At 39.3% G+C, this 13805-nt stretch carries 14 protein-coding genes and 1 pseudogene; 2 read left to right on the forward strand and 13 right to left on the reverse strand.

Features of this window, described 5'->3' with window-relative positions:
* From ON15_RS08475 to rpsU, 3 genes are all read right to left on the reverse strand, one after another.
* On the reverse strand, positions 1 to 777 hold a 777-nt coding region (locus ON15_RS08475; RefSeq protein WP_010581056.1), incomplete at its 3' end, for a PhoH family protein.
* Between the two features lie 140 nt (positions 778 to 917).
* Positions 918 to 1358, reverse strand: a complete 441-nt coding sequence (locus ON15_RS08480; RefSeq protein WP_010581057.1) for a GatB/YqeY domain-containing protein — start codon at positions 1356 to 1358, stop codon at positions 918 to 920.
* Positions 1359 to 1380: 22 nt separating this feature from the next.
* Entirely contained in the window at positions 1381 to 1566 is a 186-nt protein-coding gene (gene rpsU, locus ON15_RS08485) for a 30S ribosomal protein S21 (protein ID WP_010581058.1), read from the reverse strand.
* Positions 1567 to 1757: 191 nt separating this feature from the next.
* On the opposite strand from rpsU, the gene ON15_RS08490 reads away from it, so the two are divergent.
* Complete coding sequence (locus tag ON15_RS08490) at positions 1758 to 2579, forward strand: pyruvate, water dikinase regulatory protein (protein WP_010581059.1); 822 nt, start codon at positions 1758 to 1760, stop codon at positions 2577 to 2579.
* Here the strand turns inward: ON15_RS08490 and ON15_RS08495 are convergent.
* The 8 genes and pseudogenes from ON15_RS08495 to hisS form a co-directional block, all read right to left on the reverse strand.
* Positions 2571 to 3482 (reverse strand): deoxyribonuclease IV, encoded by a 912-nt coding sequence (locus tag ON15_RS08495; RefSeq protein WP_010581060.1) that lies wholly within the window; start codon positions 3480 to 3482, stop codon positions 2571 to 2573. The two genes, ON15_RS08490 and ON15_RS08495, sit on opposite strands and share 9 nt — an antisense overlap.
* Positions 3483 to 3504: 22 nt before the next feature.
* Complete coding sequence (locus tag ON15_RS08500) at positions 3505 to 4461, reverse strand: glycosyltransferase family 2 protein (RefSeq protein WP_010581061.1); 957 nt, start codon at positions 4459 to 4461, stop codon at positions 3505 to 3507.
* Between the two features lie 14 nt (positions 4462 to 4475).
* On the reverse strand, positions 4476 to 5249 hold the full coding sequence (locus tag ON15_RS08505) for a glycosyltransferase family 32 protein (protein WP_010581062.1): 774 nt from the start codon (positions 5247 to 5249) through the stop codon (positions 4476 to 4478).
* A 14-nt stretch (positions 5250 to 5263) separates the two neighbouring features.
* A complete protein-coding gene (locus ON15_RS08510) occupies positions 5264 to 6274 on the reverse strand; it encodes a sugar transferase (RefSeq protein WP_010581063.1) in 1011 nt (336 codons plus the stop codon).
* 22 nt (positions 6275 to 6296) lie between these two features.
* A pseudogene (locus tag ON15_RS08515) lies at positions 6297 to 7180 on the reverse strand (YitT family protein).
* A 14-nt stretch (positions 7181 to 7194) separates the two neighbouring features.
* On the reverse strand, positions 7195 to 7725 hold the full coding sequence (msrA, locus tag ON15_RS08520) for a peptide-methionine (S)-S-oxide reductase MsrA (RefSeq protein WP_010581064.1): 531 nt from the start codon (positions 7723 to 7725) through the stop codon (positions 7195 to 7197).
* Between the two features lie 116 nt (positions 7726 to 7841).
* Entirely contained in the window at positions 7842 to 9602 is a 1761-nt protein-coding gene (gene aspS / locus ON15_RS08525) for an aspartate--tRNA ligase (RefSeq protein ID WP_010581065.1), read from the reverse strand.
* An 8-nt stretch (positions 9603 to 9610) separates the two neighbouring features.
* On the reverse strand, positions 9611 to 10909 hold the full coding sequence (gene hisS / locus ON15_RS08530; protein ID WP_010581066.1) for a histidine--tRNA ligase: 1299 nt from the start codon (positions 10907 to 10909) through the stop codon (positions 9611 to 9613).
* Between the two features lie 381 nt (positions 10910 to 11290).
* Here hisS and ON15_RS08535 point away from each other — a divergent pair, with 381 nt between their 5' ends.
* On the forward strand, positions 11291 to 12163 hold the full coding sequence (locus tag ON15_RS08535) for an N-acetylmuramoyl-L-alanine amidase (protein ID WP_010581067.1): 873 nt from the start codon (positions 11291 to 11293) through the stop codon (positions 12161 to 12163).
* Here the strand turns inward: ON15_RS08535 and ON15_RS08540 are convergent.
* Both ON15_RS08540 and ON15_RS08545 read right to left on the reverse strand, forming a co-directional pair.
* Positions 12160 to 12807 (reverse strand): HAD hydrolase-like protein, encoded by a 648-nt coding sequence (locus ON15_RS08540; protein ID WP_010581068.1) that lies wholly within the window; start codon positions 12805 to 12807, stop codon positions 12160 to 12162. The two genes, ON15_RS08535 and ON15_RS08540, sit on opposite strands and share 4 nt — an antisense overlap.
* Before the next feature lie 5 nt (positions 12808 to 12812).
* Positions 12813 to 13766 carry an alpha/beta hydrolase gene (locus ON15_RS08545; protein ID WP_010581069.1) on the reverse strand — a complete coding sequence of 318 codons (954 nt, stop codon included), beginning with the start codon at positions 13764 to 13766 and terminating at the stop codon, positions 12813 to 12815.
* Between the last annotated feature and the right edge of the window lie 39 nt (positions 13767 to 13805).

Consider the following 13805-nt stretch of genomic DNA (forward strand, 5'->3'; position numbering starts at 1 on the left):
AGAACCAAAACCTAAACGCGTTAAAAACATTTTCATCTGCGCACGCGTTGTATTTTGAGCTTCATCCAAAATAACAAAAGCATTCTCCAGTGTTCGACCGCGCATGTAAGCTAATGGTGCTATCTCAATTGTTCCCCGTTCGATCAAACGTTCCGTGTGCTCTTTTCCCATAATCGTGTAAAGGGCATCATAAATTGGCCGCAAATAAGGATCAACTTTTTCTTTGAGATCACCCGGTAAAAAGCCTAATGATTCACCAGCCTCAACTGCTGGGCGCGTCAAGATGATTTTTTCAACTTGGTTTTTTTTCAAGGCCGCGGCTGCCATTACAACTGCTAAGAAAGTTTTACCGGTCCCTGCTGGTCCGATTCCAAAAACTAAATCTGATTTACGAATTGCGTTAATGTAACGTCTTTGTCCGGCAGTTTTGCTACGAATCGGACGCCTTTTTTGATCATAAAGCAAAACTTCCATATAAAGATCATGAAAGTAGTCAAGTGTTCCCTTGTCCGCCATCTTGATAGCTGACAGCACATCTGTTGTTCCAATAACAATTTTTTCCTTTAGCAGCCGTTCTAACTGTGTCAGGATCGCATAAACTCGTTCAACGGCTGCTGGCTCACCATTAATTCGAATTGCATCGCCAAATGGTTGGACTTTGACCTGTTCTTTTTCTTCTAGTAATTGAACATATTGATCATTAACACCTAGCAAAGCCACTGATTGTTGTCCTTGGGCAACTTGAAAAATTTTTTTCTCAATCTGTTCACTTGTCAAATGTTCGACTCCTTATAAAACAACTTAATATGCTTAAATCATAGCATAAATAAAATCCAGATAAAAGTTTCAGCTAACTTAAAAAGACAAGCTGCCAAAAATAACAACTTGTCTTTATGAAACTGATTTAATTAAATTGACTACAGCAATGAATTAACAATTTGATTAACTAGCTTTCCATCAGCTTGCCCCTTCAGCTTTGGCATAACAGTTTTCATAACTTTGCCAAAATCAGCTTTTGAAGAAGCTCCCATTTCATTGATTGTTGTTGCGACAATCTTTTTGACTTCTGCCTCACTTAATTGCTTTGGCAGATAACCTTGAACAACTTTGATTTCCTCTTCAATTGCCGGTAGTAAGTCTTCACGCCCAGCTGATTTAAATTCTGACAACGAATCTTTCCGCTGTTTTAATTCACGCGTTAAAACTGCAACCTCTTCATCATGCGTTAAGTCATGTCCAACCTTGATTTTTTCATTCATCACGGCAGCTTTTAACATACGAACCGTGCTTAGACGCTGTTTATCATGCGCTTTTAAAGCACTCTTCAGATCCTTATTTAATAAATCGAGCAGGCTCATCAGTTCAATCCCTCCTTAGGAATTAAAAACGACGTTTGTTTTTCCTTTTACGCGCTGCTTCAGATTTTTTCTTGCGTCTCACGCTAGGTTTCTCATAAAATTCACGTTTACGGTATTCTTGTAAAGTACCTGTTTTTGAAACGGAACGTTTGAAGCGACGAAGAGCGTCATCAAGAGATTCGTTTTTACGAACGATCGTCTTTGACATTTTGTTTCCCTCCCTCCGAGCTTAAATGTAACCGTCATACGCTGCATAAAAAAACACAAACTTTTAACAGTTCTTAACCATTATACAAAATGTAGGTTTGACCGTCAATAAAATTATTTCGATTTTAAGGCTTGAATATTAGTTAATTTTTTTTTATAATAAATTAAACATCATGAAAGGGGTATCAAATTTTGGCTGACGCAAAACACTTGATCGTTTATGTAATCTCTGATTCTTTAGGAGAAACTGGCTACAATCTAGCTACAGCAGCAACCGTTCAGTTTCCCAAGATCGAATTCCAATATCATCGCTTTCCATTGACGCGAACGACCGCTAAACTCAATAAGATTTTGCAACATGCTTTGAATGATAATGCTTTTGTCGTTCACACCTTTGTTGATACAAATCTCTCAGCTTATGTTAATGACTTTTGCCACCAGCATAAGCTAGATGTCCTCGATGGCATGTCACAATTGATTAAAGCTATTCAGCAGCGAACCGGCGAAAATCCTTTGGGACAAGCTGGACGCAATCACAAACTGACCCAAAAGTATTTTAAGCGGATTGATGCAATCGAATTTGCTGTCACTTATGATGACGGCAAAGATCCACGGGGCTTTTTAAATGCTGATATAGTTTTGTTGGGCGTTTCAAGAACTTCCAAAACGCCTTTGTCTTTATATTTAGCCAACAAAAACTATCGGGTAGCCAACCTCCCACTAGTGCCTCAAGCACAGTTACCAAAAGAAATTTGGCAAGTTGATCGGAAAAAAATTTTTGGGTTAACTAATGATCCCGCTGTTTTAAACAATATCCGGCGGCAGCGGATGTTGACTTATGGACTAAATCCTGACACTGCTTATTCAAATCTTGATAATATCGAAGGTGAACTTGAATACGCCCAAAAGCTTTATCAAAAACTCGGTTGCACAGTAATTAATGTTGCTAATAAATCAATCGAAGAAACAGCAACTTTAATCATTGAACAATTAGACAAAAATGTTTCACTCTAACAATTTCCCTTGATTTGCAATAACTCTTTCTTTCATTTCTGCAACAAATTGTTGTTGCTCTAGCATTTGAATTTCAAAAGCATAAGGTGGATATTGATGTTGTTTATCCGTTCCAATGTATGGTGTTTCCATAATTTTGGGTACTGACTTTAGTGCTGGATGATGAACAATGTAATTCAAAGCATGAAAGCCAATTGTCCCAAAACCAATATTTTCATGTCGATCCTTGTGGCTACCACAAGGATTTTTTGAGTCATTTAAATGCAAAACCTGCAAGCGTTCAAGCCCAATGCAGTGATCGAATTGCTCCAAAACGCCATCAAAATCATCTTTGACTGCATAACCAGCATCATTTGCATGACAAGTATCAAATGTAACTGAGAGTTTTTCATTGTGAACTACTCCTGCAATTATTTCCGCTAGCTGCTCAAATGTTCGACCAACCTCAGTCCCTTTTCCAGCCATTGTTTCAAGTGCAATCTTAACTGTTTGTTGTGGTTCAATTACTGCGTTTAAACCGCGAATAATATTTTTGATTGCTGCTTGGTCGCCAGCACCAACATGAGCACCAGGATGGAAAGTAACTTGAGTAGCTTTTAAAGCCGCTGCTCTTTGAAGCTCTGCATGCAAGAAATTAACAGCAAATTCAAAATTTTGGGGTTTCTTGGTGTTGCCTAAATTAATGATATAAGGTGCGTGAATAATTAATGGTCCCAACTGGTTAGCCTGCATAAATTTTTGTCCCGCCGCAATTTTCATCGCTGAGATTGGCTTTCGCCGGGTATTTTGTGGAGCACCAGTATAAATCATCAAACAGCTTGCGCGATAGGCAGCTGCTTCACGGGCCGCCCCTAAAAGCATATCCGGTGCTTTCATTCCAACATGACATCCCAAAAGTTCCATAATTTTTCTCCCTCTTAACTGCCTATAATTTTAAAATTAATTTAGTAACCATTGGATTGGCAAGCCGCAAATAAAGATTGGTCAATCCTGACTGGTGGAGATAATAATTCTTTTTCCACTGGGGAAACCAGCTATTGATTTTTTGCCAAATCTGATGTTCGAAATTCCTTTTTTCTGCTTGAGTTGGCAATTGGCGTACCTTTCTAAGCAAAACGTTGCCTAACAGATTGCGACAAAAACGGTATTCAATCTCACGCGTAAAACGTTTTTCCGCTTGCAGTTGATAATAATCTAAAATATCCTGATAGATCCAAAAAATATCCTTCAAACGGCTCGCCTCGTTATAAGAAATTGAACCACTCCGCTGCCGATAATGGACCTCAGGAATTTGATCAACTGCAATCTCCTTAATATCTTTCAGCTGAATTGCTAATTTAAAGAAAAACGCTTGGTCCTCATATAACCGTCCAGCTGGAAACAAAACTTTAGTCGCCAGCAACCAGCTGCGTAAATAAAGCTTATTCCATGCAACAACTCGCCCATGGACCAAATAATCATTGAGTGAATTATAACTTGTCCGCCGATCTTGCCGAGCGTGATTGTTAAATTCCCAAATAAAATTGCATTCGATAATTTTCTTCTGTCCACCGGCGCTTAATTCATACATCCGCTCCAGCATTTTCGGTTCAACATAGTCATCTGAGTCAATAAACAACACATATTTGCCTTGACAGTATTGCAAGCCAAAATTTCTAGCTGCGGATAAACCACCATTTTCTTGACTATACAATTTAATCAAGTGCGGATATTGCCGGACGAAAGTCTGACAAATCTTTAGTGAGTCATCTGTACTGCCATCGTTGACCAGAATCAGCTCATAGTCACTTGGTGCAAAAGTTTGCTGCAAGAGACTCTTTAAACATTGCGGTAAAAATTCAGCCACATTATAAACTGGTACCACGACACTAATTTTTTTCATATTTATCACCTAAATCAATGTTTGCTGATAGCCTTGAAACGCCGCTTAATTGCCCAACTTGCTCGCAAGAACCAGTTGATTTTCATTCCCAATTTTTTGCCAAACTTACGATTCACCTGGCGAATAATTTTAATATGCCGCAAATTCTCTGGGCTTTGCCAAGTAGCACTGTAATGATGGATACTGTATGTATTTTTTGTTAAATGGATCTCCCCAGTTAAAAAATCCATTGGCGCAAAATAATCACTCGGATACAGTTTAATGCCGGCAATTGTTTGCAGCTGATTGTTGGCTTTTAAACCTTTCTGGCACAAAAATTTAGTTGTATAAGCCGGAACTGCTAAAGTGTTCAGATGACCATTTTGATCAACAAACTCAAGCTTATCATAAATTTGACACAGCTCTTTAAATATCGGATCATGCTTTTGCGCACCAAAGCCTAAACCAGGAGCTATCGAAAAGCCTGTTTCATTTTCTTCAAAGCCCATAAAGGCTTGATTATTCAATAAATTATCCAAATTTTTAAGCAACTCAACATCAGTATCTAAATAAATTCCCCCATATTGATAGACTACGTCAAATCCTAGATAATCTGAAACAAAGCTCCATTTACCCAATTGAGCTGCCTGCTGCATATAATGGTTCTTTCGAACATCATAGTTGGTTTCATCCCAACGAATAATTTGATAATCGGGACATTTTTTTTGCCAACTAGCCAAATAATGTTGATACTTTGCTGGCAGTTCTTGTGAACCAAACCAACAATAGTGAATGATTTTTGGTATCATGCGATTTCCTCCGTTTAAACAGTCAGAATTTGCTGACAAGCTGTTTTAATAAACTGGCCTTGACGCATTTTTCTTCCAATTTGCTGAGCATTCTGCCTTAGTCGTTGATATTCAGCAACTGTTAACTTGTCAAGCAGTGAATCAATTTGATCTAAACGATCAACTAGCAATCCGACTTGTTGTTGCGAAACAAAATCAGCCAAAGCAGCTTGTCTCCAGATAATCACTGGCAACCCGGAACTAAGATAAAGAGAGGTTTTATGTGGATCATTGTATTTCAAATATTCGCCAAAGATGCCGCTACACCGATCAACTCGATCGCCATCCCAAATTAAGCCAAAATCCCCCTTCAAATGAGCAGGCAGTTCATCCGGCAAAAAGGAGCCTTGATAACTAATCTTGGTAGGATAGCTTGCTGCTGGATTTGAACCATATAAGTAAAATTGGTGATGGAGTTTCAAATTTTGAATAAACCCGGCCTTCGCTAAATTGCCGGCATAACAGAGACTTCCTCTATAAGGCAGCTCGACAAATGGCTGCGGATTATCATAATCAAAAATCTGCAGATCAATCATTGGGACTAAAACACCCTGGTGGCTTAACCAAGTTTTCATCTTTGAATTATGAACAATTAGTCCATTTGCCTGGTTAAAAAAATTAATTTCCTGCTGAAGATAAGTTTGATTTAGTTGCTGCTGACGCAAGGATTCAACATCGTGAATAATCAAAAAAACTTGAGTTGCAATTTTTTTGGCTGCTCGCAAAATTGCCCAGTTTGTACGCCAATTAAAAGCTGGATACTGAAAAAAAACTTGATCTGCCGTTATCTGAGCAAAGGTTCGCGGAATATCCCACCAGCTTTGTTTAAAACTCATCAATTTAGCTTTACGATTGCCTTGAAAATGAAAATTAACCTGCTGAAAGCCAGCAGTCGTCAAAAATTTTTCAATATCGCATTTTGCTTTAGGACCAGCTTCATTTTGTCCCTGGTTATACATTGCCACTACTAATTTTTTAGAATTCATTTTTATCCCCTTTAGTCGCCAATCAAGGCTCTGGTTCATAAAATCGTCCCATAATTTCAACATTATCAGAAATGCTGACAAAAGCATACGGATCAGATTCGTTCATTGCTGCCTTTAACTCCGGCTTTTCATAACGTGAAATAACCGTCAGTAAAACTGTTTTTTGATCATGTCGATAAGCTCCTTCTGCATCATGGACGATAGTAATTCCACGATTGAGCCGATTTTGAATACAATCAATCACACTTTTAGGTCGTTCAGTAACGATCAAGACTTGCATCTTTTGCTGGCGAGTATACACCATGTCCATGACCCGGGCATTAATAAAGATTCCTAAAGCTGAATAGAAAGCATATGGCCAACCATAGACGGCTCCGGCTGCCAAGATAATAAAGAAATTAAAGCACAGATTGATCGTCCCAATACTTTTTCCGGTTCGTTTGCGTAAAGTCAAACCCAGAATATCAAGACCACCAGTTGAAATTCCATTTTTTAAAGCCAATCCTGTACCAAAGCCATTGATTGCTGCGCCAAAGATTGCACAAATAATCGGATCAGTTGTCAAAGTGATCGAATGCAAAGACTTAATCATCAAACTCGAACAAGCAACTGCTAAAATGGTAAAAAAGTAAAACGATGTCCGATTTGCTGCCAAGCTAAAACAAATAGCGGCAAGTTTAATACGAATAATAGCAAGGCAACCGAGGGATGGAAAAAAACCATGGGAAAATAACGTTTAGTTAAAGTCGCAACTAACTGGGCTAATCCTGTTACACCTGAAGAATAAATTTTACCAGGCGTCCAAAAAAAGTTCATCGCGATTGAAACTAAAATTCCATAAATGAAAGCTGTGGAAGCCTTGGCAACGTACTGATGCCGTTTAACAATTTTTTGGAGTTCATCCATTTGCCAGTTCGCTCCTATTTATTTTTTTGCCAGTGGACTTGCTTAAACTGCTGTCTGGCAGCTTCTTCTAAAGCAAAGCGTGCTGGATTTTTGCGATAAAAATGCTGATGATAATCCTCTGCAGGATAAAATGGTTGAGCATCTTCAATTTGAGTCACGATTGGTTGATTAAACCGATCACTTTTAGCCAACCGTTCTCTTGATGCAAATGCAATTTGGCGTTGCTCGGGACTATTAGTAAAAATCACTGGCCGATAATTGTCACCACGATCTTGAAATTGTCCCATTGCATCGGTTGGATCGGTTTGCTGCCAATAGATTTCGACTAACTGCTGATATGAGATAACAGTCGGATCAAAAGTGATTTTAACCGCTTCAGTATGTCCGGTCGTATGTGAACAGACTTGCTCGTAAGTTGGATTTGGTACGTGACCGCCAGTATAGCCCGAAACAACGCTAATTATTCCTGGATGCTGATCAAAAGGCTGAACCATGCACCAAAAACAGCCACCGGCAAAAATAGCTGTTTCTTGTCGTTTAACCATATAATACTCCCCCTCAAATTCTTCAATCATCATTTAAAATACCTTAAAATCCAACAAGGTGCAAGTGTTCTTGTACCAAAAAAGCCTGGCTGTTCACCAGACTCATTAATTATTGCTTAATCGTCCTCAACTTCTAAACCTAATTCATCTAGCTGCTTAACCGAAACTGTTGATGGAGCATTTGTCAGTGGTTCCGAAGCTTTAGAATTCTTAGGAAAAGCAATTACTTCACGAATATTGTCCTTACCTGACAATAGCATCGCAAATCGGTCGAGCCCGATTGCCAAACCGCCATGCGGAGGAAATCCATAATCAAAGGCATTCAGCAAAAAGCCAAACTGACTTTCTGCCCGCTCTTTCGTAAAGCCTAACGCTTTAAACATTTTCTCTTGAATCTCGCGCCGATGAATCCTAATTGAACCACCGCCCAATTCGTAGCCATTTAAAACAATATCATAACTTTGTGCATGAGCTTGATGCGGGTCCGTATCCAGTAAATGAATATCCTCTTCATTTGGCATAGTAAATGGATGATGGGCCGCAATATAGCGATGGAACTCTTCGCTATATTCAAACAATGGCCAATCGACCACCCATAAAAAGTTAAATTTGCTTTCATCGATCAAGTTCAACTCGTGCGCAATATTGGTTCGTAGATAGCCTAATGCATCGGCCACGACTTTACGTGTATCCGCAACAAACAAGATTAAATCGCCGACCTTTGCTCCAGCTGCAGCCTTAATTTCAGCAACCTGATCTTTAAAGAACTTGGCAATTGGACCAGAAAAGCCGTCAGCCGTGACTTTTAACCAAGCTAAGCCTTTGGCACCAAAACGCTTCAAATAATCCTGCTTAGCCTCAATCTCCTTACGTGAATAATGATCAGCACCATTGGGAACAACGATAGCTTTTACTTGGCCGCCCTTTTGCAAAACATTTTGGAAAACTTTAAAATCAACGCCCTTAACAGCTGCCGCCATATCAGTCAATTCCATCCCAAAACGGGTATCTGGTTTATCTGAACCGAAACGATTCATTGCTTCATCCCAAGTAATTCGCGGTAGTGGTAACTTAATTTCGATTCCTAAAACATTTTGCATTACCTTTTTCAGTAAACCTTCAGTTAAGTCTTGAATCTCTTGAGCCGTTAAAAATGAAGTTTCCAGATCAATTTGAGTAAACTCTGGCTGGCGATCCCCACGCAGATCTTCGTCCCGGAAGCAACGAGCGATTTGATAATAACGATCAAATCCAGCGCCCATTAATAGCTGTTTAAAAAGCTGTGGCGATTGCGGCAAAGCATAAAAATGCCCGGGATAAACACGTGAAGGAACCAAATAATCACGGGCACCTTCTGGCGTTGATTTAGTTAAATACGGCGTTTCAATATTGATAAAGTCTTGATCATCTAAATAACGATGAACAGCCTGCAAAATCTTGCTGCGTAAAATAATTGCCTGCTGCATTTCTGGGCGTCGTAAATCTAAATAACGATATTTTAAACGTAAATCATCTGCAACCTTGATGCCATTTTCAATATAAAATGGCGGTGTTTTCGCTTTACTCAAAATATTAACTTGATGAGCTTCTACTTCAATCGTTCCAGTCTTCATTTTAGCATTGATTTCTTCATCAGCACGGCGGACAACGATCCCGCTAACTTCAATCACGTATTCATTCCGCAACTGATCAGCAATTTTTAGTGCCTGCGGTTCAAACTCTTGACTGAAGACTAACTGCACAATCCCTTCACGATCACGCAAATCAATAAAAATCAAATTTCCTAAATCACGCCGTTTTTGAACCCAACCTTTTAGACAAACTTGCTGGCCTAAAAAGCTTTCATTGACCAAACCGCAATAAGTTGTTCTTTTCATCTCGTTCTTTACTCCCTTTTTTCGGTAATTTTTTGCCAAACAGTGCCAAAGTTAGTCAGTGCTGCAGTTAAATCAACAGTTATTTCCTGACTTGTTGTCATATTTTTAACTTTAACAACCTGATTTGCCAATTCAGTTTCACCAATCGTAAACGTAAACCTGGCTGCTTGCCGGTTAGCTGCTTTGAATTGCCCCTTAGGTTTACGGTTCAGGTAATCCCGATCAGCTGTTAAACCAGCTTGACGAATAGCTTGCACCAACTGAAGCGCAGTCGCATCAGTAGCTTGACCGATGCCAACAACATAAACATCTAACTGATTAGCCAGCTGCTGGCTGTTCCCCGCGACCGCCAACACTAACAATAAGCGTTCAACGCCCAGTGCAAACCCAATTCCAGGTACTTCTGGACCACCTAATTGCTCAACTAAACCGTTATAGCGGCCACCAGCACAAACCGTTGTCCATTTGCCACCAAAGGCTTTTGAATCACTCATAATTTCAAAAATTGTATGATTGTAGTAATCTAAGCCGCGAACCATCGTTGGATCAATCTCAAAGTCGATTTTCAAGGCATTTAAACGATCTTTAACTTGGTAAAAGTGTTCAGCTGCTGCACTTGTTAAATAATCAGTAATTTGTGGTGCCTGTTTAACAATGGCTTGATCTTGAGGATCTTTGCTATCTAACACCCGCAATGGATTTTTCTTCAATCTAATTTGTGAGTCCTTGCTTAACTGATCAGCATACGGCTGCAAATAGTCAACCAGTGCTTGATGGTATGCTGCTCGCGAAGTTTGATCACCTAAGGTATTTAAAACTAACTTGACGTTTTTTAAACCCATGCTTTGCAGCAAATCAAGAGCCATCGCCATGACTTCAACATCCAAGGTCGGATTATCAACTCCAAAAGCTTCAACTCCGATTTGATGAAACTGTCTGAGTCTTCCCGACTGTGGCCGTTCATAGCGAAACATTGGTCCCAAATAATAAATTTTAAATGGACGCTGAATTTCCGGCCCGTAAAGCTTATTTTCAACATAAGCGCGAACCACCCCTGCCGTTCCTTCTGGTCGCAAAGTTATATGCCGCTGTCCTTTATCGTAAAAATCATACATTTCTTTGGTAACAATATCTGATGTTTCACCTGAGGTCCGTGAAAAAACTTCAAAGTTTTCAAAAATTGGTGTGCGAATCTCCTGATAGCGATATTTTTTAAAAACCTGACGGGCAATTTTTTCCACAAATTGCCATTTTTCAGACTCACCAGGAATGATATCATTTGTGCCCTTTGGACGCTGATATTTCATTGATTTATCCTCCTTAAATAAAACAAAATAAAAAAAGCCCTGTCAATTCGACAAGGGCGCAATCAGCACGGTACCACCTTTATTTAATGCTTTTGGATAACGCCCCATAGCGGCATCTGCTAAAATGCACCTCGAAAGTGTCTTTTGCTTGTCTGTTCAGCAGGCCTTTCACCAAATCGCCATTCGCTGTTTCTGAAAACCCAAGCTATTTTTCTTCCGTTCGGTTTTAACTATACTGTAATAAAAGATACCCGAAATTAACTACTAAGTCAAGTTAGTTTAAAAATCATGAAAATAAAAAATGATTTTTTTCTTCATAACGTTTATTTGTTATAATTATCAATTGAAAACTAATTAATAACATTGGAGCTAACAACAACTATGAGAAGTAAACGTTCAAAAATTGCGCATCAGCATCAAAATCTAGTTTTTTTAATAATCATTACATTTTTTCTAGTGGGAATCCTTTGCTGGCGAACTTATTCTTACTTTAAACAAGTCGAAGTTAATGTTGCCCAAATCCAATTGCGCCAAGGCCCTGGCATCGAATACCATGCCAAGAGTCAACTTAAACGCGGTGATCGCTTAACAGTATTACGTGAAAAATATCGCTGGTATTACGTCCGAACTGCCAATAATAAGTTTGGTTGGGTCGCTAGCTGGAATCTTAATCCGCAAGGTCCACAAACTGTCAGCAAATTAAGTGATGCCACAATTGTCTTGGACCCGGGCCACGGTGGCAGTGACTCTGGAGCACTTTCTGCCAATGATAAAATGGAAAAAACTTATACTTTGAAATTAGCTAAAAAAGTTGCCGCCCAGCTGCGCCAAAAAGGGGCCAAAGTTTATTTAACTCGTACCAGTGATAAATTTGTCAGTTTAGCCGCACGACCAGCTTTAGCAAATGAAGTCCACGCCAATGCTTTTATCAGTTTTCATTTTGATTCTTCACCTCAGCAAAACTCGGCTTCTGGTGTAACTACTTATTATTATCATCATCAATTATCATATAGCTTAGCGCATGCCATTAATCAGCAGTTCAACAATTTGAGCTTGAAGAATCGTGGAATCGACTTTGGCAACTTTGAAGTTATTAGAGATAACGATTATCCAGCTGTTTTACTGGAAATGGGCTACATTAATAGTGATCATGACTTTGCTGAAATTAAATCTAATCAGTATCTAGCTGAGGTCGCCAACGATGTCGTCAAGGGACTTAATACTTACTTTACCGCCAGTTCTTCAACTAATTAAGAAAAAAGCTGATCAAGTTCTTGATAACTTCTGAATTTTAAATCATAAGCAGTAAAGCTGATCAACTTATCCGGCGCGAATAGCCAGCCTTGCATCCCTGCTCGCTGGCCAGCAACAATATCCAAAGGCCGATCGCCAATCATTACTGACGCAGTTGGATCAACCATATATTTATGACACAAAAAGTTTAAGGACGCTGGATCAGGTTTGCGTGCAAATTTCATTTCTGCTGTGACACCACCAGCAAAAAAATTTTCCAAGCCATCATTTTTTAGCAACTTCCAAGCAGACGCATCCCGATGAGTTAATAAAAATTGCTGTTTACCTTGTTGAAACAATAATTGACAAACAGCCGCTACTCCTGGCATTGGTTTCGCTGATAATGAACGTTGTTTTTCTAACTTGCGATAGGTTGTCCAAACTTGCTGCTTCAAACTAGGCTTTTCTTTAAAAAGAAAGTCAAAGGTCTGATGAACTGAGGTTTGCCGCAAATGGCGAAAAACCTGTTGATAATCTAAAGAAATATTAAAGCTTTCAGCCGCTTGCAATAAACTAGCAGTCATTTCCGGATAGGTGTCATATAGCGTTCCATCAAAATCCCAAAAAATCGCCTTTAGCTGCTGAACTATTTTTTTGCCTTTCAAACTTGCTAGCTCCTTTTTTTTAACCAATCGACCGCAATATTCATCGCCAGACGACAGGCATTGGTCTTATCGAGCTGATTTTTCATAACAAAATCGTGAATGATTCCTTGTAGACGTAACTCAACCACTTTACCATCAGCGTCGCGCAATTTACGTGCTAACGCTTCCGCTTCATCGCGAACTGGATCAGCTTCTGCAGTGATGATCAAAGTTTCTGGTAATTTTCTTAACAATTCAAATGAGGCCAACAATGGTGAATAGCGCCAATCAGTTTTTTGTTTATCTGTTTGCAAATACTGTTGCCAACACCACTTCATTTCTTCCCGCGTCAAGTCATAACCTCCGGCATATTGCAGGTAAGATTCAGTTTCAAAGCTGGCATTCACAACTGGATAGAATAACAATAGTTTATAAATTGGCAGCTGACCAGATTGAGCCAAAGTTAAAGCTAAACTAACAGCCATTCCACCACCAACATCATCGCCAGCTAACATTAAACGCTCCAGTGATAAGGGCGTTTGTCTCGTCAGCTCTGGTAGCTTAACAAAGCATCGTTGCAGCTGCTGCAATTGAAACGGAGCTTTTTTTTCTGGTGCTAAAGCATAGCAGGGGAAAATTAGCGCCGCATGTGTCCGATAAACAATCTCGCGCACCATTTTATCATGTGAAAAAATTCCGCCATTAATAAACTGCCCACCGTGAATGAAAAAAATAGTTGGAACTTTTTCGCCGGGATGTAAATGCTGTGGAAAATAAACTCTAACTGGCAATTCTCCTAAATCATTGCCTAAATCAAGTTTCAAATCATAAAATTTGACCGGATGGATGAAAACCGTTGAGTGCTGATCAAGCTGCAATTGTTGGCGTAAAACTTCTAAACCGATCGTAGTTGGCACGAAAACATCTTGATGCTGCAAACAAAGCTTCTTAGCTGCTAGGTTCCAAAGAATTAATCGCACTTGTTCCCCTCGTTATTTAAACCAAATTATCAGTATCAT

Source organism: Liquorilactobacillus vini DSM 20605 (assembly GCF_000255495.1).
Classification (GTDB): domain Bacteria; phylum Bacillota; class Bacilli; order Lactobacillales; family Lactobacillaceae; genus Liquorilactobacillus; species Liquorilactobacillus vini.